26 protein-coding genes are annotated in these 21,794 nt (G+C 55.5%); 21 read left to right on the plus strand and 5 right to left on the minus strand.

All coding sequences use genetic code 11. The features are described from left to right. Positions 1–154 precede the first annotated feature (154 nt). The gene (gene pduF, locus OGY35_RS23335) at positions 155–964 is read right to left on the minus strand and encodes a propanediol diffusion facilitator PduF (RefSeq protein ID WP_044326732.1); all 810 of its coding nucleotides are present in this window, start codon (positions 962–964) and stop codon (positions 155–157) included. Between the two features lie 523 nt (positions 965–1,487). Between pduF and pduA the strand changes: the two genes are divergently transcribed. From pduA to OGY35_RS23440, 21 genes are all read left to right on the plus strand, one after another. Next, the gene (pduA, locus tag OGY35_RS23340) at positions 1,488–1,772 is read left to right on the plus strand and encodes a propanediol utilization microcompartment protein PduA (protein ID WP_012906330.1); all 285 of its coding nucleotides are present in this window, start codon (positions 1,488–1,490) and stop codon (positions 1,770–1,772) included. Next, positions 1,769–2,581 carry a propanediol utilization microcompartment protein PduB gene (pduB, locus tag OGY35_RS23345; protein ID WP_286633586.1) on the plus strand — a complete coding sequence of 271 codons (813 nt, stop codon included), beginning with the start codon at positions 1,769–1,771 and terminating at the stop codon, positions 2,579–2,581. Before pduA ends, pduB begins: the two co-directional genes overlap by 4 nt. An 18-nt stretch (positions 2,582–2,599) precedes the next feature. After that, complete coding sequence (pduC, locus tag OGY35_RS23350; RefSeq protein WP_152403809.1) at positions 2,600–4,264, plus strand: propanediol dehydratase large subunit PduC; 1,665 nt, start codon at positions 2,600–2,602, stop codon at positions 4,262–4,264. A gap of 10 nt (positions 4,265–4,274) precedes the next feature. Continuing rightward, a complete protein-coding gene (gene pduD / locus OGY35_RS23355; protein WP_043000237.1) occupies positions 4,275–4,943 on the plus strand; it encodes a propanediol dehydratase medium subunit PduD in 669 nt (222 codons plus the stop codon). A gap of 13 nt (positions 4,944–4,956) precedes the next feature. Continuing rightward, positions 4,957–5,478, plus strand: coding sequence for a propanediol dehydratase small subunit PduE (pduE, locus tag OGY35_RS23360; RefSeq protein ID WP_152403807.1), 522 nt, complete (start codon positions 4,957–4,959; stop codon positions 5,476–5,478). Positions 5,479–5,487: 9 nt separating this feature from the next. Continuing rightward, the gene (locus tag OGY35_RS23365; RefSeq protein ID WP_286633587.1) at positions 5,488–7,320 is read left to right on the plus strand and encodes a diol dehydratase reactivase subunit alpha; all 1,833 of its coding nucleotides are present in this window, start codon (positions 5,488–5,490) and stop codon (positions 7,318–7,320) included. Next, complete coding sequence (locus OGY35_RS23370; RefSeq protein ID WP_042318189.1) at positions 7,310–7,660, plus strand: glycerol dehydratase reactivase beta/small subunit family protein; 351 nt, start codon at positions 7,310–7,312, stop codon at positions 7,658–7,660. Before OGY35_RS23365 ends, OGY35_RS23370 begins: the two co-directional genes overlap by 11 nt. A gap of 19 nt (positions 7,661–7,679) precedes the next feature. Further along, entirely contained in the window at positions 7,680–7,955 is a 276-nt protein-coding gene (pduJ, locus tag OGY35_RS23375) for a propanediol utilization microcompartment protein PduJ (RefSeq protein WP_042318188.1), read from the plus strand. Between the two features lie 23 nt (positions 7,956–7,978). Further along, complete coding sequence (locus OGY35_RS23380; protein ID WP_286633588.1) at positions 7,979–8,470, plus strand: BMC domain-containing protein; 492 nt, start codon at positions 7,979–7,981, stop codon at positions 8,468–8,470. 5 nt (positions 8,471–8,475) lie between these two features. Continuing rightward, positions 8,476–9,108 (plus strand): phosphate propanoyltransferase, encoded by a 633-nt coding sequence (locus OGY35_RS23385; protein ID WP_152403801.1) that lies wholly within the window; start codon positions 8,476–8,478, stop codon positions 9,106–9,108. Further along, entirely contained in the window at positions 9,105–9,596 is a 492-nt protein-coding gene (pduM, locus tag OGY35_RS23390) for a microcompartment protein PduM (RefSeq protein WP_286633589.1), read from the plus strand. Before OGY35_RS23385 ends, pduM begins: the two co-directional genes overlap by 4 nt. Positions 9,597–9,599: 3 nt before the next feature. Next, a complete protein-coding gene (gene pduN / locus OGY35_RS23395) occupies positions 9,600–9,875 on the plus strand; it encodes a propanediol utilization microcompartment protein PduN (protein ID WP_012906340.1) in 276 nt (91 codons plus the stop codon). 9 nt (positions 9,876–9,884) lie between these two features. Next, positions 9,885–10,892: a two-domain cob(I)yrinic acid a,c-diamide adenosyltransferase PduO gene (pduO, locus tag OGY35_RS23400; RefSeq protein WP_286633590.1), complete on the plus strand. Its 1,008-nt coding sequence runs from the start codon at positions 9,885–9,887 to the stop codon at positions 10,890–10,892. Then, positions 10,889–12,274, plus strand: a complete 1,386-nt coding sequence (gene pduP, locus OGY35_RS23405) for a CoA-acylating propionaldehyde dehydrogenase PduP (RefSeq protein ID WP_178827415.1) — start codon at positions 10,889–10,891, stop codon at positions 12,272–12,274. Before pduO ends, pduP begins: the two co-directional genes overlap by 4 nt. 10 nt (positions 12,275–12,284) lie before the next feature. Further along, positions 12,285–13,397 (plus strand): 1-propanol dehydrogenase PduQ, encoded by a 1,113-nt coding sequence (locus OGY35_RS23410; RefSeq protein ID WP_286633591.1) that lies wholly within the window; start codon positions 12,285–12,287, stop codon positions 13,395–13,397. Continuing rightward, positions 13,394–14,749 (plus strand): 4Fe-4S dicluster domain-containing protein, encoded by a 1,356-nt coding sequence (locus OGY35_RS23415; protein ID WP_286633592.1) that lies wholly within the window; start codon positions 13,394–13,396, stop codon positions 14,747–14,749. Before OGY35_RS23410 ends, OGY35_RS23415 begins: the two co-directional genes overlap by 4 nt. Before the next feature lie 2 nt (positions 14,750–14,751). Then, the gene (pduT, locus tag OGY35_RS23420) at positions 14,752–15,306 is read left to right on the plus strand and encodes a propanediol utilization microcompartment protein PduT (RefSeq protein WP_286633593.1); all 555 of its coding nucleotides are present in this window, start codon (positions 14,752–14,754) and stop codon (positions 15,304–15,306) included. Then, on the plus strand, positions 15,306–15,656 hold the full coding sequence (pduU, locus tag OGY35_RS23425) for a propanediol utilization microcompartment protein PduU (protein WP_042318179.1): 351 nt from the start codon (positions 15,306–15,308) through the stop codon (positions 15,654–15,656). Before pduT ends, pduU begins: the two co-directional genes overlap by 1 nt. Before the next feature lie 4 nt (positions 15,657–15,660). After that, positions 15,661–16,113: a propanediol utilization protein PduV gene (gene pduV / locus OGY35_RS23430; protein ID WP_152403786.1), complete on the plus strand. Its 453-nt coding sequence runs from the start codon at positions 15,661–15,663 to the stop codon at positions 16,111–16,113. Beyond that, positions 16,098–17,312, plus strand: a complete 1,215-nt coding sequence (locus OGY35_RS23435) for an acetate/propionate family kinase (protein WP_286633594.1) — start codon at positions 16,098–16,100, stop codon at positions 17,310–17,312. The genes pduV and OGY35_RS23435 overlap by 16 nt, the downstream gene beginning before the upstream one ends. Positions 17,313–17,403: 91 nt before the next feature. Further along, the gene (locus tag OGY35_RS23440; RefSeq protein WP_286633595.1) at positions 17,404–18,270 is read left to right on the plus strand and encodes an L-threonine kinase; all 867 of its coding nucleotides are present in this window, start codon (positions 17,404–17,406) and stop codon (positions 18,268–18,270) included. 34 nt (positions 18,271–18,304) lie between these two features. Here the strand turns inward: OGY35_RS23440 and OGY35_RS23445 are convergent, their stop codons facing one another. The 4 genes from OGY35_RS23445 to dacD all read right to left on the minus strand — a co-directional run bounded on the left by OGY35_RS23445 (position 18,305) and on the right by dacD (position 21,753). Next, on the minus strand, positions 18,305–18,640 hold the full coding sequence (locus OGY35_RS23445) for a DUF496 family protein (RefSeq protein WP_042318175.1): 336 nt from the start codon (positions 18,638–18,640) through the stop codon (positions 18,305–18,307). A gap of 160 nt (positions 18,641–18,800) precedes the next feature. After that, on the minus strand, positions 18,801–19,859 hold the full coding sequence (locus OGY35_RS23450; protein WP_286633596.1) for an FUSC family protein: 1,059 nt from the start codon (positions 19,857–19,859) through the stop codon (positions 18,801–18,803). Positions 19,860–19,984: 125 nt separating this feature from the next. Further along, positions 19,985–20,458, minus strand: coding sequence for a DNA gyrase inhibitor SbmC (gene sbmC / locus OGY35_RS23455; protein ID WP_286633597.1), 474 nt, complete (start codon positions 20,456–20,458; stop codon positions 19,985–19,987). Positions 20,459–20,580: 122 nt separating this feature from the next. Continuing rightward, complete coding sequence (gene dacD / locus OGY35_RS23460) at positions 20,581–21,753, minus strand: serine-type D-Ala-D-Ala carboxypeptidase DacD (protein ID WP_286633598.1); 1,173 nt, start codon at positions 21,751–21,753, stop codon at positions 20,581–20,583. Between the last annotated feature and the right edge of the window lie 41 nt (positions 21,754–21,794).

The following is a 21,794-nucleotide window of genomic DNA, read 5'->3' on the forward strand; positions in this document are numbered from 1 at the left end:
ACTTTTTATCATCCCCTATCCGTGTATGTAAATGACAGAAAGTATAAGGGACAATAACAAAAGTCTCCCCGGGTGGGGAGACTTTTTAGTCAGTTCGTGAAAGCAGATCACGAAATAGAAATTAAAGACGTGATAATAGCCGTATGTGTCCGAATTACGCGTCTGTCTCTTCAATTTTACAGGTATTACAGGGCAAATTTTTACCAATGAGGTACTTGTAGATAGCCGCTCCCGCGCACGCACCAATCAGTGGCGCGATAATCGGCACTATAAAGTACGGAATATCACGTCCGCCAGTCATCGCAATATCCCCCCAGCCCGCCATCCAGGCGAACAGTTTAGGACCAAAATCACGCGCCGGGTTCATGGCAAACCCTGTCAACGGGCCTGTGGATGCGCCAATCACCGCCACCAGAATGCCGATCAGCAGCGGCGCCAGTGGTCCCTTAGGCACGCCGTTGCCGTCATCCGTCAGCGCCATAATCAGCCCCATCAGAATAGAGGTGATGACGATTTCGACCCCTGCCGCCTGCCACACGCTAAGTGCGGCGGCTGGATATGTACTGAAAATGCTGGCCAGATAGAGGCTATCGGCGCTGCCGCGAACCATATTGTGGGCAGTTTCGTACTCGGTGAATAAATTGCCGTAAAGCAGATAGGCCAGCACCGCGCCGCCAAACGCACCCGCAACCTGCGCAATGGTGTAAGGCAGAACTTTGCGTCCCGGGAAGCAGGCAAACAGCCAGAGTGCGACGGTGATCGCCGGGTTCAGATGCGCCCCGGAAATGCCCGCTGTCAGATAAACCGCAAGCGAAATTCCCAGACCCCAAATAATACAAATTTCCCAGAGACCCAGACTGGCACCTGCAACTTTCAGTGCGCTAAGGCAGCCGATACCAAAAAACAAAAACAATCCGGTACCCAAAAACTCGGCAATGCATTGCGCTTTCAGTGAATCATTCATTGTGACACCTTCTTAGAAGCGTTCGTGTCCTTACCAGCGGACCCTTGCTGGTCGTAGAGTACAACAACACCTACTATAGAAAGAGGTCGCTGAAAATTGTTGGCAAACTGAGCACTCTGAGACCTGGAAAAATCGTGTTGTTATAGCAATTTCTTGTCATTCATTTATTCAGAGGCAGCGTGTAGAGTGCCTGAATGTAATTAACCAGAACGATTCATAATAATAAAAATTGGTTATTTGCAGATTCGTCTTTTCCAATCGACGTCACAAATCGGCTTTCCCGCATAGCAAATTAAATTAATACTGTCACCCCTAAAAATGTAAATATGGAATAGCAAAAACCAAAATATCACATCCATAAAAATTAACAAAACCTGAAAAAACAACAAGATAAAATACAATAAAGCAAGTTTATCACATTCATACCCCACTAATTTTTCTCCCTTACTTTCAAGTCAGCCATTCTTTTTCCTCGCTTCTTTTTATAGTCATGATTATCGGGACAAACCCAGGCGAGGTCTTTATGCAACAAGAAGCATTAGGAATGGTAGAAACCAAAGGCTTAACTGCAGCCATAGAGGCCGCAGATGCAATGGTGAAGTCAGCCAATGTCATGTTGGTTGGCTACGAAAAAATTGGCTCAGGGCTGGTAACCGTCATCGTTCGCGGTGATGTCGGTGCCGTAAAAGCGGCGACCGATGCGGGTGCTGCCGCTGCGCGCAACGTGGGAGAAGTGAAAGCCGTACACGTCATTCCACGCCCTCATACCGATGTTGAAAAAATCTTACCGAAGGGAATTAACCCATGAGCAGCAATGAACTGGTTGAACAGATCATGGCGCAGGTCATTGCCCGTGTGGCAACGCCTGAGCAAGCGGGCATCCCTGATAAAACCCATCCAAAACGAGAGACGGCTATGGCAGAGAAGAGCTGCAGTTTAACGGAATTTGTTGGCACTGCGATTGGCGACACCGTAGGTCTGGTGATTGCAAACGTAGACAGTGCCCTGTTGGAAGCAATGAAGCTTGAGAAGCGCTATCGCTCCATTGGCATCCTGGGCGCGCGTACCGGCGCGGGTCCACACATCATGGCGGCTGACGAAGCGGTCAAAGCCACCAATACCGAAGTGGTGAGCATTGAACTCCCACGCGATACCAAAGGCGGTGCAGGCCACGGTTCGTTAATCATTATCGGCGGCAACGACGTTTCCGACGTTAAGCGCGGGATTGAAGTGGCGCTGAAAGAACTCGACCGGACCTTCGGTGATGTTTATGGCAATGAGGCCGGACACATCGAACTGCAGTACACCGCGCGTGCCAGTTACGCACTGGAAAAAGCCTTCGGCGCGCCGGTTGGCCGTGCCTGCGGCGTGATTGTCGGTGCCCCGGCTTCCGTCGGCGTGCTGATGGCGGATACCGCGCTGAAAGCAGCGAATGTTGAAGTCGTGGCTTACAGCTCTCCGGCGCATGGCACCAGCTTCAGTAACGAAGCGATCCTGGTTATCTCCGGCGATTCCGGCGCAGTGCGTCAGGCGGTTATCTCGGCGCGAGAAATCGGTAAAACCGTCCTTGCGACCCTCGGTTCAGAACCGAAAAACGATCGCCCGTCCTACATCTGATATCCGTGAGGCTCATTCATGAGATCGAAAAGATTTGAAGCACTGGCGAAACGCCCTGTAAATCAGGACGGATTCGTTAAGGAGTGGATCGAAGAAGGCTTCATTGCGATGGAAAGCCCGAACGATCCTAAGCCGTCGATTAAAATCGTTAACGGCGCAGTCACCGAACTCGATGGCAAATCGGTCAGCCAGTTCGACCTGATTGACCACTTCATTGCCCGCTACGGCATCAACCTGACGCGCGCAGAAGAAGTCATGGCAATGGACTCCGTTAAGCTCGCCAATATGCTGTGCGATCCTAACGTGAAACGTCGCGACATTGTGCCGCTGACTACGGCGATGACCCCGGCGAAAATTGTCGAAGTGGTTTCGCACATGAACGTGGTTGAGATGATGATGGCGATGCAAAAAATGCGCGCACGTCGTACTCCATCCCAGCAGGCACACGTCACCAACGTCAAAGATAATCCGGTGCAGATTGCTGCCGACGCAGCAGAAGGTGCATGGCGCGGTTTTGATGAGCAAGAGACGACCGTGGCCGTGGCGCGTTATGCCCCGTTCAACGCCATTGCTCTGCTCGTCGGTTCTCAGGTCGGTCGTCCGGGCGTGTTGACGCAATGTTCGCTGGAAGAAGCCACTGAACTGAAACTCGGCATGCTGGGCCATACCTGCTACGCCGAAACCATTTCCGTCTACGGTACCGAACCGGTATTTACCGATGGCGATGATACGCCGTGGTCAAAAGGCTTCCTCGCCTCTTCTTACGCCTCCCGTGGTTTGAAAATGCGTTTCACCTCCGGTTCAGGTTCCGAAGTGCAGATGGGCTATGCCGAAGGTAAATCCATGCTGTATCTGGAAGCGCGCTGCATATACATCACCAAAGCGGCGGGTGTTCAAGGTCTGCAAAACGGCTCCGTGAGCTGCATCGGCGTTCCGTCCGCCGTTCCATCAGGGATCCGCGCAGTTCTGGCAGAAAACCTGATCTGTTCATCACTGGATCTGGAATGCGCCTCCAGTAACGACCAGACCTTTACCCACTCCGATATGCGTCGTACCGCGCGTCTGCTGATGCAGTTCCTGCCGGGTACCGACTTTATCTCTTCCGGTTATTCCGCCGTACCGAACTACGACAACATGTTCGCGGGCTCCAACGAAGATGCGGAAGACTTCGATGACTACAACGTTATCCAGCGTGACCTGAAAGTGGACGGTGGTCTGCGTCCGGTGCGTGAAGAGGACGTTATCGCCATTCGTAACAAAGCAGCACGTGCTCTGCAGGCGGTTTTCGCCGGCATGGGTCTGCCGCCGATTACGGATGAAGAAGTCGAAGCCGCCACCTACGCACACGGTTCAAAAGATATGCCTGAACGTAACATCGTTGAGGACATCAAGTTTGCGCAGGAAATCATCAACAAAAACCGCAACGGTCTGGAAGTGGTGAAAGCGCTGGCTCAGGGTGGCTTTACCGATGTCGCGCAGGACATGCTCAACATCCAGAAAGCCAAGTTAACCGGGGACTATCTGCATACCTCCGCCATTATCGTCGGCGACGGACAAGTGCTCTCTGCAGTCAATGACGTCAACGATTATGCCGGTCCGGCAACAGGTTATCGCCTGCAAGGCGAACGCTGGGAAGAAATTAAGAACATCCCTGGCGCACTTGATCCCAACGAGCTTGGCTAAGGGGTGAACAATGGAAATTAATGAAAAATTGCTGCGCCAGATTATTGAAGACGTTCTGTCCGAAATGCAGACCAGCGATAAGCCCGTCTCGTTTCGCGCGCCGGGAACGTCAACCGCACCTGCTGCACCGGCCGGTGACAGTTTTCTGACGGAAATTGGCGAGGCAAAACAGGGCACGCAACAGGATGAAGTCATCATCGCTGTCGGCCCGGCGTTTGGCCTTTCTCAGACCGTTAATATCGTCGGTCTGCCGCACAAGAACATTCTGCGTGAAGTGATTGCCGGTATTGAAGAAGAAGGCATCAAAGCGCGTGTGATTCGCTGCTTTAAATCGTCCGACGTGGCCTTTGTTGCCGTGGAGGGTAACCGTCTGAGCGGCTCTGGCATCTCTATCGGCATCCAGTCAAAAGGCACGACGGTCATCCACCAACAGGGACTGCCGCCGCTGTCCAACCTGGAGCTGTTCCCGCAGGCACCGCTGCTGACGCTGGAAACCTATCGCCAGATTGGTAAAAACGCCGCGCGTTATGCCAAGCGTGAATCACCGCAGCCGGTTCCGACGCTGAACGATCAGATGGCACGCCCGAAATATCAGGCTAAATCCGCCATTTTGCACATTAAAGAGACGAAGTACGTCGTGACGGGCAAAAACCCGCAGGAACTGCGCGTGGCGCTTTAATAAGGATCCCTTTATGAATACCGATGCAATTGAATCGATGGTACGGGATGTGTTGAGCCGCATGAACAGCCTGCAGGGCGACACATCTGCCCCGGCAGCCGGTTCGAGCAGTACGACCCAGACCGCAAAAGTGACCGACTATCCACTCGCCAGTAAGCATCCTGAGTGGGTCAAAACGGCCACCAACAAAACGCTGGATGAGTTCACTCTCGAAAACGTTCTGAGCAACAAAGTGACCGCGCAGGATATGCGTATCACACCGGAAACGCTGCGCATTCAGGCGGCTATCGCCAAAGATGCTGGACGTGACCGCCTGGCGATGAACTTTGAGCGTGCCGCAGAACTGACGGCAGTACCGGACGATCGCATTCTTGAGATCTATAACGCTCTGCGTCCTTACCGTTCAACGAAAGAAGAACTGCTCGCGATCGCGGACGATCTTGAAAATCGCTATCAGGCCAAAATCTGCGCCGCGTTTGTTCGTGAAGCTGCGGTGTTGTACGTCGAGCGTAAGAAACTGAAAGGCGACGACTAAGGAAAGGTCATGAGATATATAGCTGGCATTGATATCGGCAACTCATCCACAGAAGTCGCACTGGCGACAGTGGATGGCACTGGCGCGCTCACCATTACCGGTAGCGCGCTGGCGGAAACCACCGGGATAAAAGGCACATTGCGTAATGTGTTTGGGATTCAGGAGGCGCTTACGCTTGCGGCTAACAATGCAGGCATCAATGTCAGCGATATCTCGCTTATCCGTATCAACGAAGCCACCCCGGTGATTGGTGATGTCGCGATGGAAACCATCACGGAAACTATCATCACCGAATCCACCATGATCGGTCATAACCCGAAAACACCGGGCGGTGTCGGTCTGGGTGTGGGGATCACTATCACGCCGGAAGAGTTACTCACCCGCCCGGCGGATACCCCGTTAATTCTGGTGGTGTCATCCGCTTTCGATTTCGCTGATGTCGCCACCATGATTAACGCCTCTGTCCGTGCTGGTTATCAGTTAACGGGCGTCATTTTGCAACAGGACGATGGCGTTCTGGTCAGTAACAGACTGGAAAAACCGCTGCCTATCGTTGATGAAGTGCTGTACATCGACCGTATACCGCTCGGAATGTTGGCCGCCATTGAGGTCGCCGTACCCGGTAAGGTTATCGAAACGCTGTCAAACCCTTATGGCATCGCGACGGTGTTTAATCTCAACGCGAACGAGACCAAAAACATTGTTCCGATGGCGCGAGCGCTGATTGGCAACCGCTCCGCTGTGGTGGTGAAAACCCCTTCAGGTGATGTTAAAGCGCGCGCCATTCCTGCTGGAAACATTGAACTGCAGTCACAGGGACGTACGCTGCGCGTTGATGTCGCCGCGGGTGCCGACGCCATTATGAAAGCGGTCGGCGAATGCCCGAAACTGGACAACGTTACCGGTGAAGCGGGCACCAATATTGGCGGCATGCTGGAACACGTTCGCCAGACGATGGCGGAACTGACCAACAAGCCAAGCAACGAAATTTTTATCCAGGATTTGCTGGCCGTCGACACCTCCGTCCCCGTCAGCGTCACCGGCGGACTGGCCGGTGAGTTTTCTCTGGAACAGGCCGTCGGTATCGCATCGATGGTGAAATCAGACCGTCTGCAGATGGCGATGATCGCCAGCGAAATCAAAGAAAAGCTGAACGTGGACGTTCAGGTTGGCGGCGCAGAAGCTGAAGCGGCGATTCTGGGCGCACTCACCACGCCCGGCACCACGCGTCCGCTGGCGATTCTGGATTTAGGCGCTGGCTCGACCGACGCCTCCATCATAAATCCTAAAGGCGAAATTATCGCCACGCACCTGGCCGGGGCTGGCGACATGGTGACCATGATCATCGCCCGGGAACTGGGGCTTGATGACCGCTACCTGGCAGAAGAGATCAAAAAGTATCCGTTAGCCAAGGTCGAAAGCCTGTTCCATCTGCGTCACGAAGACGGCAGCGTTCAGTTTTTCCCGACTCCGCTTCCCCCTGCGGTATTTGCCCGCGTCTGCGTGGTCAAACCGGATGAACTGGTGCCTCTGCCCGGCGATCTCGCACTGGAAAAAGTTCGCGCCATTCGTCGCAGCGCCAAAGAGCGCGTATTTGTCACCAATGCCCTGCGCGCGCTACGACAGGTTAGCCCGACGGGCAATATCCGCGACATTCCGTTCGTCGTTCTGGTGGGCGGCTCCTCGTTGGACTTTGAAGTGCCGCAACTGGTGACGGACGCCCTGGCGCATTATCGACTGGTTGCCGGACGCGGAAATATTCGCGGCACCGAAGGACCGCGAAACGCAGTGGCTACCGGCCTCATCCTTTCCTGGCATAAGGAGTTTGCCCATGGACAGTAGCGTCACTACGCCTGCCATTGTGATTTCGACTATCGGCGACTGTCTTTCCGTCTGGAAAGAGGTGCTGCTCGGCATTGAAGAAGAAGGCATCCCGTTTGTGATTCAACACCAGGCGGCGGGAGAAGTCGTTCAGAGCGCATGGCAGGCAGCCCGCATGTCGCCGCTGCTGGTTGGCATCGCCTGCAACGAAGAAACCCTGGTCGTGCACTACAAAAATTTACCCACTTCAGCGCCGCTTTTTACGCTGACGTATCGCCAAAACAGCCTTGACCGGCGAAGTACTGGAAACAACGCGGCAAGGTTAGTCAAAGGGATCCCCTTCCGGGATCTCAATGCTTAATCCACAGGAGAATCGCAGTATGAATAACGCACTGGGACTGGTTGAAACAAAAGGGTTGGTCGGCGCGATTGAAGCCGCAGATGCCATGGTGAAATCTGCCAACGTGCAACTGGTCGGTTACGAAAAAATCGGCTCCGGTCTGGTGACCGTCATGGTTCGCGGTGACGTCGGCGCCGTTAAAGCCGCCGTTGATGCAGGCTGCGCGGCAGCAAGCGTCGTGGGCGAGGTGAAATCCAGCCACGTTATCCCGCGTCCGCACAGCGACGTTGAGGCTATTTTACCGAAATCTGCCTGAGTACTATCGAAAAGGAGCACAGCGTGAAGCAATCACTGGGATTACTCGAAGTTAGTGGTCTGGCATTAGCCATCTGTTGCGCAGATGCCATGGCGAAAGCGGCTTCCATCACGCTGGTTGGCCTTGAAAAAACCAACGGTTCAGGCTGGACGGTGATCAAGATAACCGGTGATGTGGCGTCAGTACAATCTGCCATCATCACCGGTGCTCATCTCGCCGAACAGCAAGATGGCCTGGTCGCGCATAAAGTGATCGCCAGACCCGGCGAGGGCATTCTCTCCCGCGCGATGGCTGCCACCCCGGCGCCTGTATCAGCACCCGCAGCGGTGTCTGTACCTGAGCCCGTGCCAGCCCCCATTGAAGAACCTGAAACTGAAGTCGTTGTAGAAGAGTCAGCACCGGAAGCGGCGCCTGAAGACGGGATTATCAGCTGCAATTTGTGTCTGGACCCGGCCTGTAAGCGCCAGAAAGGCGAACCCCGGTCGCTCTGCCTGCATTCAGGTAAACGAGGTTAAGCGTAATGGATAAGCAACTTCTGGAAACGACGGTCAGCAAAGTGCTGAATGAATTGCGGGATCGCCCTATTCCACTGGGCGTTTCCAACCGTCATATCCACCTTAACGCTGAGGATTATGCCCGTCTTTTTCCGGGACATCCGATTAGTGAGAAAAAAGGACTCCTGCAACCGGGACAGTACGCGGCTGAGCAGACCGTCACGTTAGTGGGTCCAAAAGGTCAACTGAAAAATGTCCGCCTGCTGGGGCCACTACGTAGCACCAGCCAGGTGGAGATTTCGCGCACGGATGCCAGAACGTTGGGCATCGCCGCACCGTTACGGATGTCCGGTAATCTTAATGGTACGCCGGGTATTCGCCTCGTGAGCCCCTTTGGCGAAGTCGAACTCCCCTCTGGCGTGATCGTCGCCCAGCGCCACATTCACATGTCGCCGCTGGATGCGCTGATCCTGCGCGTTGCTCATGGCGATAGCGTCAGTGTCGCCATTGAGGGAACCGATCGTCGGCTGATCTTCGACAACGTTGCGGTACGTGTTTCCCCCGATATGCGCCTGGAGATGCATATTGATACCGACGAGGCCAATGCCGCTGGGGCAGATGACGCCAATGCCTTCGTCACGCTGGTGACACCGCGATGAACGGCGAACTGTTGCAGCGAATCGTCGAGGAGGTGGTCTCCCGCCTGCAGCGTCGAACACAAAGCTCCGTCACGCTGAGCGTCGCGCAACTGCGGGAAACACCTTCCCACATCCTGTTTTGTCAGTACGCCTCCCTGCATATTTTGCAGGTCGATCTGCCCCTGCTGGAGCAGATCGCCGACAACGATTCATCGCATGCCGCCGCCGTCATGATTCATGAGGCGCTGGCATTGGGTCTTCGGGTGCAACTCTCAGTGCAACGTCGGTTGTTGCCCGCATTGCCGGTGAAGAAACTGGCCCGACTGCCGCTGGTTCTCTGCGATGAACAGGGTCAGCCGATCATGTTGCACCCTACCCGACTGTTAAGTTATGCCGATGTTGCCCGGTTACCCTCAGGATTACTGGTGCTGCATCGCACATGTGTTGTTACCGCGCTGGCTCGCGAGACCGCGAGTTCACGCCACATCCATTTAATTAAGCAGGAGTGAACCATGCATCTGGCACGTGTTACAGGCGCGGTGGTATCCACGCAAAAATCGCCCTCGTTGGTCGGTAAAAAACTTCTGCTGGTACGCCGGGTCAGTGCCGACGGCGAACTGCCGGCGAATCCGACGGCAGGCGATGAAGTCGCCGTTGACTCCGTCGGCGCAGGCGTTGGCGAACTGGTGCTCCTGAGCAGCGGTTCCAGCGCCAGGCATGTTTTTTCCGGGCCGAATGAGGCCATCGATCTGGCCGTTGTCGGCATTGTCGACACGCTTTCTCGTTAAGGGGGTGTTATGGCGATTTATACCCGCACAGGCGACGCAGGCACAACGGCGCTTTTTACCGGACAGCGCGTCAGTAAAACGCACCCCCGAGTGGAAGCGTACGGCACGCTTGATGAGCTTAACGCCGCGCTGAGCCTGTGCGTCTGCGCCACCCGCAACGCGCAGCATCGCGCGCTGCTGGAAGCCATTCAACTGCAAATTTTCTGGTTCAGCGCTGAACTTGCCAGCGAAAGCGAACAGCCCTCAGCGGACCAGCGCTACATCAGCTCTGAGGACATTGCCGCGCTGGAAGCGGCTATTGATACCGCAATGGGACGCGTCGCGCCCTTGCACAGTTTTATTCTGCCAGGCCGCTGTGAAGCAGCAAGCCGCCTGCATTTTGCCCGCACGCTGGCGCGCCGGGCTGAACGCCGGCTGGTTGAACTCGCTGCCGATGTCAGCGTCAGGCATGTGCTAATGCGCTATATCAATCGCCTGTCAGACTGCTTGTATGCGCTGGCGCGCGCGGAAGATCACGACGCCCATCAGGACACGATTATCCGGGAAGTGACGAAACGCTATCTGGCAACCGGTCACGCCCCTGTCAAAAAGGAATCTGCGATGTCGCTCTCTTTTGGCGATCTCCATCAGTTAACCCGCGCCGCCGTTGAGCGGGCGCAAGCCTTAAACGTCCCGGTGGTCGTCAGTATTGTTGACGCCCACGGTACAGAAGCCGTTACCTGGCGGATGCCGGACGCTCTGCTGGTCAGCAGCGAACTGGCACCGAAAAAAGCCTGGACCGCCGTGGCGATGAAAACCGCGACTCATGAACTCGCGTCGGTGGTTCAGCCCGGCGCACCGCTGTACGGGCTGGAAAGTCATATGCAGGGAAAAGTCGTCACGTTTGGCGGCGGCTATGCGCTATGGCGTGATGGATTGCTTATTGGGGGTCTTGGTATCAGCGGGGGAAGCGTTGAACAGGACATGGACATTGCACAGGCTGCCATTGCGGCAATAAACGTGAGAACACATCAATGAATACTACTGAACTGGAAACCCTCATCCGCACCATTTTGAGCGAGCAACTGGCTCCCGCAAAAACTGAAATCAAAGGGAACGGAATCTTTCAGTCTGTTGGTGAAGCAGTCGATGCCGCCCACCAGGCGTTCTTGCGTTATCAGCAGTCACCGCTGAAAACGCGCAGCGCCATTATCAGCGCTATCCGGGAAGAGCTGGCACCACAGTTGGCAGCCCTGGCAGCAGAAAGCGCAGCGGAAACCGGAATGGGTAACAAAGAGGACAAATTCCTCAAAAACAAAGCGGCGCTGGACAACACCCCTGGCATCGAAGACCTGACCACTACCGCGCTCACCGGCGACGGCGGCATGGTACTGTTTGAATATTCACCGTTTGGCGTGATTGGTTCAGTCGCTCCCAGCACCAACCCGACAGAAACCATTATCAACAACAGCATCAGCATGCTGGCGGCAGGCAACAGCGTCTATTTCAGCCCGCATCCGGGTGCCAAAACGGTGTCGCTGAAGCTTATCGCCATGATTGAGGATATCGCGTTTCGCAGCTGTGGCATTCGCAATCTGGTGGTGACCGTTGCCGAACCGACATTTGAAGCCACCCAACAAATGATGGCGCATCCGAAAATTGCCGTACTGGCCATTACCGGCGGTCCAGGCATTGTGGCAATGGGCATGAAGAGTGGGAAGAAAGTGATTGGCGCAGGCGCGGGCAATCCCCCCTGCATCGTCGATGAGACAGCGGACCTGGTGAAGGCCGCAGAAGATATCATCAACGGCGCGGCATTTGACTACAACCTGCCCTGTATCTCAGAGAAAAGCCTGATAGTGGTGGAGTCAGTTGCGGAACAGCTAATCCAGCAAATGCAAAGTTTCGGCGCACTGTTGCTCAGTCCGGCCGATATCGAGAAACTGCGCGCAACCTGCCTGCCTGAAGGCATTGCCAATAAAAAACTGGTCGGTAAAAGCCCTTCCGCCATGCTCGACGCCGCCGGTATTCCGGTCCCGGCAAAAGCGCCGCGCCTGTTGATTGGCGTCGTCAGCGCGGATGACAGCTGGGTAACCAGTGAGCAGTTGATGCCGATGCTGCCGGTGGTGAAGGTTAACGATTTTGACGCCGCGCTGTCGCTGGCGCTGAAAGTGGAAGATGGGCTGCATCATACCGCCATTATGCACTCGCAGAATGTGTCCCGCCTGAACCTCGCCGCGCGGACCCTGCAAACCTCCATTTTCGTTAAAAATGGCCCCTCCTATGCGGGAATTGGCGTCGGCGGCGAAGGTTTTACCACCTTCACCATCGCCACGCCGACCGGTGAAGGGACAACGTCGGCGCGCACGTTTGCCCGTTCCCGTCGCTGTGTGCTGACTAACGGTTTCTCAATCCGCTAATGAGGTTGTGATGAATACCTTTTCACTGCAAACCCGTTTGTACAGCGGCCCTGGAAGTCTGAAGGTGCTTGGCCGCTTTACGAACAAGCACATCTGGATTATCTGCGATAGTTTTCTCGCTCGTTCGCCGCTGATTAATACGCTGCGCGAGGCGATACCGGCGGATAACCGGATCAGCGTATTCAGTGAGATCACGCCAGACCCGACCATCGGAACCGTCGTTCAGGGGATTGCGCAAATGCAATCCCTGCGCCCTGATGTGGTGATCGGTTTCGGCGGCGGCTCCGCGCTGGATGCGGCGAAGGCCATTGTCTGGTTCAGCCGTCAGTTTGATATTGATATTGAAACCTGCGTGGCGATCCCGACCACCAGCGGAACCGGGTCGGAAGTCACCAGCGCCTGCGTGATTAGCGATCCGGAGAAAGGCATTAAGTATCCGCTCTTTAACAACGCGCTCTATCCGGACATGGCGATCCTTGATCCGATGCTGGTCGTCAGCGTCCCGCCCGCCATCACCGCCAATACCGGGATGGATGTTCTGACGCACGCGCTGGAAGCCTATGTGTCCACGCACGCCAGTGACTTTACCGATGCACTCGCTGAAAAAGCAGCTCAGATCGTCTTTCAGTATCTGCCTGTCGCCGTTCGTAAAGGCGACTGTCTAGCCACTCGAGGCAAAATGCACAACGCCTCTACGCTGGCAGGAATGGCATTCAGCCAGGCTGGACTGGGACTGAACCATGCCATCGCCCACCAGTTAGGCGGCCAGTTCCATCTGCCCCACGGCCTGGCAAATGCCCTGCTGCTGGCGTCAGTGATCCGCTTCAACGCGCACGATCCACGGGCGGCTAAACGCTATGCCCGATTCGCCAAAGCCTGTCATTTATCTCCTGACAGCGCCAATGAAACGGCGAGTGTGAATGCGTTGGTGCAGCACATTGAACAACTGAAAAAAGCGTGCGCTATCCCTACCCTCGCCGCCACGCTTAAAGAACAAAAGCAGGACTGGTCACAGCGTATTCCGGCAATGGTTCAGGCCGCGCTGGCGGACGTAACGCTGAAGACCAACCCCAGAGCTGCGGATGCCGGAGCCATTCAGGAACTGCTTGAGGAGTTGCTATGAATACCGCCCTGAATGATGAACTGGCCACACTGAATGCGCAGACCCTCGTCGAGCGCGTTCGCGCGGCAGGCATTGTGGGGGCCGGCGGTGCCGGCTTTCCGACGCATGTCAAACTCCAGGCTCAGGTGGAGATTTTCCTGGTCAATGCTGCCGAATGCGAGCCGATGCTGAAAGTCGATCAGCAACTCATGGCGCAGCAGGCGGCGCGTCTGATTCGCGGCGTACAGTATGCGATGAAGGCCACCGGAGCCCGCGAAGGGATTATCGCCCTGAAAGAAAAGTACCAGCCAGCGATTGCCGCCCTGACGCCGCTGTTGCCCCCGGCGATCAGGCTTCACATTCTGCCCGACGTCTATCCGGCGGGAGATGAAGTTCTGACGATCTGGATGGCAACAGGTCGTCGCGTTCCCCCCGCCGCCCTGCCGGTCAGCGTGGGGGTGGTGGTCAACAACGTACAAACCGTACTGAATATCGCCCGCGCGGTCGAGCAGCAGTATCCCGTGACGCGCCGTACGCTCACGATTAACGGTGCCGTTGCCCGCCCACAGACCGTAACCGTCCCCATCGGCATGTCCTTACGCGACGTGCTGGAGATGGTTGGCGGCGCAACCATCGACGATCCGGGATTTATCAACGGCGGACCAATGATGGGAAGCCTGGTGACGTCGCTGGACGCGCCGGTCACGAAAACTACCGGCGGACTGCTGGTGCTGCCGAAATCACATCCGCTGATTCAGCAGCGTATGCAGGATGAGCGTACCGTGCTGTCGGTAGCGAGAACCGTTTGTGAACAATGTCGCCTGTGTACCGATCTCTGCCCGAGGCATCTCATCGGTCACGAACTCTCTCCGCATCTGCTGGTGCGCGCAGTCAATTTCCATCAGGCCGCCACACCACAACTGCTGCTCAGCGCCCTCACCTGTTCCGAATGTAACGTCTGTGAAAGTGTGGCCTGTCCGGTAGGTATTTCACCCATGCGGATTAACCGCATGCTGAAGCGCGAACTGCGCGCCCAAAATCAGCGCTACGAGGGCCCGCTCAATCCGGCTGATGAGATGGCGAAATACCGTCTGGTGCCGGTTAAACGACTCATCGCCAAACTGGGGCTAACGCCGTGGTATCGGGAAGCGCCGTTAGTCAACAGCGAGCCCGTTGTTGAGAAAACGACGCTGTTGCTGCGCCAGCACATCGGCGCCAGCGCGGTGCCCTGCGTTCAGAAAGGCGAGCGCGTCGCGCGTGGTCAGTGCGTTGCTGACATTCCGCAAGGCGCACTCGGTGCGCCTGTTCACGCCAGTATTGACGGCATTGTCTGTGAGGTAACAGATCAGGCCATTATCGTTGTAAGAGGTTAACCATGTCTCAGGCCATAGGTATTTTAGAACTCACCAGCATTGCCAAAGGGATGGAAGCGGGCGATGCCATGCTGAAAAGCGCCAATGTGGATCTGCTGGTCAGCAAAACCATTTGTCCGGGTAAATTTTTACTCATGCTGGGCGGCGACGTTGGCGCGGTACAACAGGCGATCGAAACCGGAAACACGCTCGCTGGCGAAATGCTGGTCGACAGTCTGGTGTTGCCCAACATTCATGCCAGCGTGCTTCCCGCAATCAGCGGCCTGAACAGCGTGGATAAACGTCAGGCGGTGGGGATTGTCGAAACCTGGAGCGTAGCGGCCTGTATCAGCGCGGCTGACCGGGCGGTGAAGGCGTCCAACGTGACGCTCGTGCGCGTTCATATGGCGTTCGGCATCGGCGGCAAATGCTACATGGTGGTCGCAGGCGACGTCTCCGATGTCAACAACGCGGTCACGGTTGCCAGTGAGAGCGCGGGTGAAAAAGGTCTGCTGGTTTATCGTTCGGTGATCCCACGCCCGCACGACGCGATGTGGCGTCAGATAGTGGAGGGATGATGGAAAGACAACCGACCACGGATCGCATGATCCAGGAGTACGTACCGGGCAAACAGGTCACGCTGGCACATCTGATTGCGAACCCCGGCAAAGATCTGTTCAAGAAACTGGGATTGCAGGACAGCGTCTCGGCGATTGGCATTCTCACCATCACGCCAAGTGAAGCTTCCATTATTGCCTGTGACATCGCAACGAAATCCGGCGCAGTAGAGATAGGTTTTCTCGACCGTTTCACCGGTGCGGTGGTGTTAACCGGCGACGTGTCGGCGGTGGAGTACGCCCTGAAGCAGGTAACGCGCACGCTTGGTGAAATGATGCGTTTTACAACCTGTTCCATCACGCGGACGTAGCGTTATGCAGCGCATGATGTTGATTGGCCCCAGCCAGTGCGGTAAGACCTCGCTGACGCAGTGTCTGCGCGGCGAGGCTCTCGAGTATCAGAAAACGCAGGCGATTGTCTGGTCTGCCGAAACCATCGACACCCCTGGCGAATATCTGGAAAACCGTTGTCTGTACAGCGCACTGCTGGCAAGCGCCTGCGAGGCGGATGTCATTGCGCTGGTGCTTAATAGCGATGCGCAGTGGTCACCTTTCTCCCCCGGCTTTACCGCGCCGATGAACAGACCGGCATTCGGCGTGGTGACCAAATCAGATTTAGCGAACCCGCAGAAAATTGCGCAGGTCACCGGGTGGCTGGAGCAGGCCGGCGCGCGGCGCGTCTTCGTGACCAGCGCCGTCAACCATTCCGGTCTTGATGAACTGTTTGCCTTTCTGAACCAAAAGGAATCTTCATGTCTCACAAAATAATGGCGATCAACGCGGGCAGCTCGTCCCTTAAATTTCAGTTGCTGGACATGCCGCAGGGCGATTTGCTGTGCCAGGGGCTCATTGAGCGTATCGGCCTGCCGGATGCCCGGATCACCCTGAAAGCGCAGGATCAAAAATGGCAGCAAACTACGCCGGTTGCCGATCATCGCGAGGCGGTGACCCTGCTTCTCGAAATGCTGATTAGCCACGGTATTATCACCAGCCTGCAGGATATCGAGGGTGTCGGCCATCGCGTGGCGCATGGCGGGGAATCGTTTAAGGATTCCGTGCGCGTGACCGATGAATCGCTGGCGGAAATTGAACGCCTTGCCGAACTGGCACCCTTGCATAACCCGGTTAACCTGCTTGGCATCAACGTGTTTCGCCAGTTGCTGCCCGACGTACCTTCAGTTGCCGTTTTTGATACCGCGTTTCATCAAACGCTGGAAGAACCTGCCTATATCTATCCGCTTCCGTGGCGGTATTACGCGGAGTTTGGTATCCGCCGCTACGGTTTCCACGGGACCAGCCATAAGTATGTCAGTGCGACACTCGCCGAAAGGCTTGGCGTACCGCTTAGCGCACTGCGCGTCGTGTGTTGTCATCTGGGCAACGGCAGCAGTATTTGCGCGATTAAGGGCGGAAAGTCGGTTAATACATCGATGGGCTTCACCCCGCAGTCTGGCGTGATGATGGGAACCCGCAGCGGGGATATCGACCCGTCCATCTTACCCTGGGTTGCCCAGCGTGAAGGCAAGACGCCACAGCAGCTCAATCACCTGCTGAACAATGAATCCGGGCTGCTTGGCGTTTCGGGCGTCTCGCATGACTATCGTGACGTTGAGCAGGCTGCTGACGCCGGGGATCCCCGCGCGGCGCTCGCACTGTCGCTGTTTGCGGAGCGTATTCGCGCCACGATTGGCAGCTATATCATGCAAATGGGTGGACTGGATGCGCTGGTGTTTACCGGTGGTATCGGGGAAAACTCGGCGCGCGCCAGAGCGGCAATCTGTCAGAACCTGCACTTCCTGGGTCTTGCCATAGACGAAGAGAAGAACCAACGGAATGCAACCTTTATTCAGGCGGAAAACGCGATCGTCAAAGTGGCGGTCATCAACACCAATGAAGAGCTGATGATAGCCCAGGACGTGATGCGGATTGCTCTCGCAGAATCAGAAACTTTCGCCGTGTCGGCCTGAGTTCGCGCCGCACAAATTGCGGCAAATCATGGTAATAGCGAAATCGCCATGACACTATGCGCCGAGGATTGTCGAGCAGAAAGGTGATAACGTGGCTGTTGCGCAGTGCCCCGCGTCATGCGGAGAGCTTATTCAGGGCTGGATTATGGGCAGCGAGAAACTGGTCTCCTGCCCGGTTGACTGGTACAGCACCGTCGAGGTCTGTACCGGTTCTCCTTTAGCGGACGAGCGCCCTCTTTCCCGGGCGATGGTCAACCGACTCCTTGAACACTGGAACTACCCCGCGCACCTGAGCCAGGATATTCGTGTTTCGATCCATTCAACTATCCCGATTGCAAAAGGTATGGCCAGCAGTACGGCGGATATCGCCGCAACCGCTGTCGCCACTGCGCAGCATCTCGGTCATCAACTGGATGAATCCACGCTCGCGCAACTCTGCGTCTCGCTGGAACCGACTGACAGCACCGTTTTTCAACAGCTGACGCTGTTTGACCACAACGACGCTTCGACGCAAATCCCCTGCGATTCTCAACCCACACTGGATCTCCTCGTGCTGGAAAGCCCGCAAACTTTACGCACCGCCGACTATCACCGCATTCCGCGGCAGGCCGGTTTGCATGCTGGTGCGCCTGCACTCAAGCGGGCATGGGAAAAAGTCCAGGAAGCTTGTGCGGAACAAAATCCGTATCGCATGGGAGAAGCGGCGACGCTGAGCGCCATCGCCAGCCAGATGCTGTTGCCGAAACCCGATTTCGATGCGCTATTGTCGCTGGTTGAAGAGTGCGATTTATACGGCGTGAACGTGGCGCACAGCGGCAGCGTCGTCGGACTGATGCTCGACAGACAGCGACACGATGTGGACTATGTTAAGTGGCTACTGGCAAAAAACAGACTGACCGAACACTGGCCAGAACAGCACCTGTTACGGATGGTCAGCGGCGGCGTAAAACGTCAGTGAGGATCGCATTGCGGATCCTCACTGCACACAAACGTTACTCCGCTTTCGCGTCGCCGTTTTTCATTTCGCCCATTGCTTTCAGCTTTTTGGAGATGTCGCGGCGTTCTTTGGAGATCTCTGCATTTTTGATGATGTAGTCATCAACGCGATCTTCATAGTCGCTTTTCATGCTGGCGATGATGCCTTGAATAGCTTCAACGCTCATACCCGGCTTGATGTAATCGCTCAGGTTGTCCAGCAGCAGAACACGTTTCTGGTTGTCACGGATCTTTTTCTCAACGTCCTGGATTTCACGCTGCAGTTTGTTTTTACGACGGAACAGACGGACAAATTCCAGCACGTCCTGGAAAGATGGCTTGGTAGTTTCCATTTTTACACCCCTGATAATGTGAGAGTCGGATTCGTTTAAACGATAGGGCTAACATTACTTTTCGCAGCCACAAATGACAATGGCTTCATTCTGGTTTCCATCATACCCTTATTCCTTGCTGAATCGAAGCAGCAGCGGCAGCATTCCCCTTACCTGCTTTTTATTTGCGCAGTGCGCGGCAGATAAGATGCGACAGCAGCTCCAGTTGACGGGCGGTTTCCAGACTGAGCCAGACATAGCCATGAATCGGCGTTTCGGCCACATTATGTTCATCATGCTGGCGTATCAGCGTGCGCAGTTCGTTAACGGTCTCATTCAGTTTTTCACTGTTCGCGAGAATCGGTTGCGGATTGCCTTCAAACAACGCATGCGCAATCGTCAGTAGCGCCTGCTGGGTCATTTTCTGCGTTTCCCGCAGCGTATGGGCGTTGAGCATGACAAAATGGCTCTCACGAGTCGCCCACAGGGCATTGATCTGCAATTCGAGCATGCAGACCAGGTTACGGTTGACGGTCTGAATGGCTTCAAAAATAGATTTCTGGATGTGCGTTTCTTTGCTCGCGGGAGTGATAAGCCCGCGCATTTTTACCACGTCAGCCAGGAGCTGTTGCAGGTGTTTATCCAACCGAGGACGTTCTAACAGATTGGGCGACAGTGCAGCCTGATACACCCGGTTATAGGCCGTTACGCAATGTGCCAGTTGGATTCGCCAGTGGATAAAGGCGCGCTGCGGCCAGATTCCGGTGAACAGCATGGCGAGAAGCGACCCGAGAATGACATCGCCGCCGCGCCAGAGCGCGGTCTCCATATCGCCAGCAGGAGCGCCCACCACCACGGCCAGCGTGATGCCAATTAAAAGCGCCTGATACGGTTTTTTACCTAACGCGAGCCATCCACACAGAAACATGGCCGCCGCACACCAGAGCAGCATCAGCGGCAATGAGAAAAGCTCGAGGCGCAGCGCCACCAGACCCAGCGCCGACCCGAGGATCGTGCCACCGATCCGTTCATACGCGCGGGGAACCACGTTTCCCCAGAACGAGATTGGCCCCATGATCACCACCAGCGTAATCAGAGGCCACGTCCCTTCAGGAATGTTAAACAGGCGAACAAGTAAAAAGGTCAGGATGAAGGCCAACGCGATGCGAATACCATGCACAATGCGGTAATGGCGATACAGGCGGATTTCAAATGGACTCAGTGACTTATCGGCACGCACTCACGCACTCCGTCAGGCAAAGACAAAAACAGATTGTACCTGTTTTTACGCGCAGAGGATCACCGCAGCGGACAGGACATCTCGCTAAGCGTAGTCGCTCAGCGCCGGTCCGCCTGGTTTTATGCTTACTTCGTGACAGGTTGTACCGATATATACATCTCGATATCCCAGTAACCGTCTTCGCAACCGTTGTTCAGATAGACTTCAAAGCAGGGTTTGCACGTCATTTCATACGTTTGATCCTGCATCAGGCTATTAAATAACTGATGCCATGGCGTCGCAAAGTCACCATTGTCAACGCGTGCAACCGCCGTCGCATATTGACCGCCATCGATTTCACTGAGCGTCACGCCTTCGCTGTTTTCCGGTATGACAAAATCAGCGGGCACCGAAACGACTGTACTACAGCGCAGTTTCTCGGCAGGCACTTCATCTGGATTGTCGAAGTAAACGGCGATCCATTCTTGCGTCACAACCTGCTTGTCATCCACCCACATCATCAACTGGTCAAAGCCTTGTTTCACCGTTTGTTCCCACGGTCCCACCAGGTGGAAACCTGCAACGGTGCGCTTGTCAGCGTGTCTGATCTCGTAGTTCATGTTGCCTCCATTGTTACACTGTATTTATATACAGTGTAACTAAGCCTGAATAACAGCCACAAGAGATTTGTGATTATTATGTGAGCAGAGCCGAACTCCTGCCAGTCTCCTGCCAGAGATCGTCAGGCCTTATGATGAAAATAATCACTCAGACGCGAAAGGACGCCCCCCTTGCCTACCGCTTCCAGCGTCACCAGAGGCCAGTGGGCGACCAGTTTGTTACGGTCGTAGAGCTCAATTTCTCCGACCCGCTGATGCGCGGCGAGCGGTGCTTCCAGTTCCTTCTTATCCAGGATGTACTTCGCTTTGATGTTCGGGATTTCCGCCTTCGGCAGCGCCATCCAGAAATCTTGTTCGGTGCCTAACGCGATGTTCTCTTTATCGCCGTACCAGATGCGCTCCGTCCCAACCTGCTTACCGCTGCGCAGGATCTGCACCGTGTCGAAATGTTGTTGCCCCCAGAGGAGCAGTTTACGGGCCTGCTCCTCACGCCCTTTCGGGCTATTCGCCCCCATCACTACGGCAATCAGTCTGCGCTGGCCATCCACCGCAGAGGCAATCAGATTGAAGCCCGCGCCCGAGGTGTGGCCGGTTTTTAGCCCATCAACGTTCAGGGTTTTGTCCCACAGCAGCCCATTACGGTTCTGTTGCGTAATGCCGTTCCAGGTGAGACTTTTCTCGCTGTACATATGATAGAACTCAGGCTCGCCATGAATGATGGCCCGGGACAATACCGCCAGATCGTAAGCCGAGCTGTGCTGACCAGGGGCATCCAGCCCGTGAACCGTCTCAAAATGGGTATCCTGTAAATTGAGCTTCTTGACGTAATTATTCATCATGGCGACAAACTGCGGCTGTCCACCGGCAATATAGTCAGCCAGCGCAACGCAGGCGTCGTTACCGGAATCGACAATCAATCCACGGCTTAAGTCGCGCACGGATACCCGATCACCTTCTTTGAGGAACATGAGCGAGGAGCCGACGAAAACCGGATTGTCTTTCGCCCACGCGTCGCGTCCCACCGTGACCATGTCATCCGGCGTAATGCGCTGGCTGTCAATGGCGCGGTCGACCACATAACCGGTCATCAGCTTGGTCAGGCTGGCAGGATTGCGCTGCTGATGTTCATTACCCGCAGTGAGAACTTGCCCCGTGGTGTAATCCATAAGCACCCACGAACCGGCCTCAATGCTGGGCGGAGGGGGCGCAAAACTGGCCGAACTCGCGGCAAAAGCAGAAGAGAGATGAATCGCGAGTAAAGAAGCGGCAATAAACAGACGGGGTTTCAACAGCATGTCCTCAGGTGTTCCAAAAGAGCCGTCCTTTTTACGGAAAA

The organism is Citrobacter sp. Ct235 (genome assembly GCF_030332305.1).
Classification (GTDB): Bacteria; Pseudomonadota; Gammaproteobacteria; order Enterobacterales; family Enterobacteriaceae; genus Citrobacter_A; species Citrobacter_A telavivensis.

Coding starts and splice junctions, on each gene's coding strand:
- OGY35_RS23370 (WP_042318189.1), top strand. CDS start 7,310: ATGGACAGTAGCGTCACTACGCCTGCCATTGTGATTTCGACTATCGGC.
- pduT (WP_286633593.1), top strand. CDS start 14,752: ATGTCTCAGGCCATAGGTATTTTAGAACTCACCAGCATTGCCAAAGGG.
- pduO (WP_286633590.1), top strand. CDS start 9,885: ATGGCGATTTATACCCGCACAGGCGACGCAGGCACAACGGCGCTTTTT.
- pduN (WP_012906340.1), top strand. CDS start 9,600: ATGCATCTGGCACGTGTTACAGGCGCGGTGGTATCCACGCAAAAATCG.
- pduA (WP_012906330.1), top strand. CDS start 1,488: ATGCAACAAGAAGCATTAGGAATGGTAGAAACCAAAGGCTTAACTGCA.
- pduC (WP_152403809.1), top strand. CDS start 2,600: ATGAGATCGAAAAGATTTGAAGCACTGGCGAAACGCCCTGTAAATCAG.
- OGY35_RS23415 (WP_286633592.1), top strand. CDS start 13,394: ATGAATACCGCCCTGAATGATGAACTGGCCACACTGAATGCGCAGACC.
- pduJ (WP_042318188.1), top strand. CDS start 7,680: ATGAATAACGCACTGGGACTGGTTGAAACAAAAGGGTTGGTCGGCGCG.
- dacD (WP_286633598.1), bottom strand. CDS start 21,753: ATGCTGTTGAAACCCCGTCTGTTTATTGCCGCTTCTTTACTCGCGATT.
- pduE (WP_152403807.1), top strand. CDS start 4,957: ATGAATACCGATGCAATTGAATCGATGGTACGGGATGTGTTGAGCCGC.
- pduF (WP_044326732.1), bottom strand. CDS start 964: ATGAATGATTCACTGAAAGCGCAATGCATTGCCGAGTTTTTGGGTACC.
- pduU (WP_042318179.1), top strand. CDS start 15,306: ATGGAAAGACAACCGACCACGGATCGCATGATCCAGGAGTACGTACCG.
- OGY35_RS23385 (WP_152403801.1), top strand. CDS start 8,476: ATGGATAAGCAACTTCTGGAAACGACGGTCAGCAAAGTGCTGAATGAA.
- OGY35_RS23445 (WP_042318175.1), bottom strand. CDS start 18,640: ATGGAAACTACCAAGCCATCTTTCCAGGACGTGCTGGAATTTGTCCGT.
- pduP (WP_178827415.1), top strand. CDS start 10,889: ATGAATACTACTGAACTGGAAACCCTCATCCGCACCATTTTGAGCGAG.
- OGY35_RS23365 (WP_286633587.1), top strand. CDS start 5,488: ATGAGATATATAGCTGGCATTGATATCGGCAACTCATCCACAGAAGTC.
- OGY35_RS23435 (WP_286633594.1), top strand. CDS start 16,098: ATGTCTCACAAAATAATGGCGATCAACGCGGGCAGCTCGTCCCTTAAA.
- pduV (WP_152403786.1), top strand. CDS start 15,661: ATGCAGCGCATGATGTTGATTGGCCCCAGCCAGTGCGGTAAGACCTCG.
- OGY35_RS23410 (WP_286633591.1), top strand. CDS start 12,285: ATGAATACCTTTTCACTGCAAACCCGTTTGTACAGCGGCCCTGGAAGT.
- pduD (WP_043000237.1), top strand. CDS start 4,275: ATGGAAATTAATGAAAAATTGCTGCGCCAGATTATTGAAGACGTTCTG.
- pduB (WP_286633586.1), top strand. CDS start 1,769: ATGAGCAGCAATGAACTGGTTGAACAGATCATGGCGCAGGTCATTGCC.
- sbmC (WP_286633597.1), bottom strand. CDS start 20,458: ATGAACTACGAGATCAGACACGCTGACAAGCGCACCGTTGCAGGTTTC.
- pduM (WP_286633589.1), top strand. CDS start 9,105: ATGAACGGCGAACTGTTGCAGCGAATCGTCGAGGAGGTGGTCTCCCGC.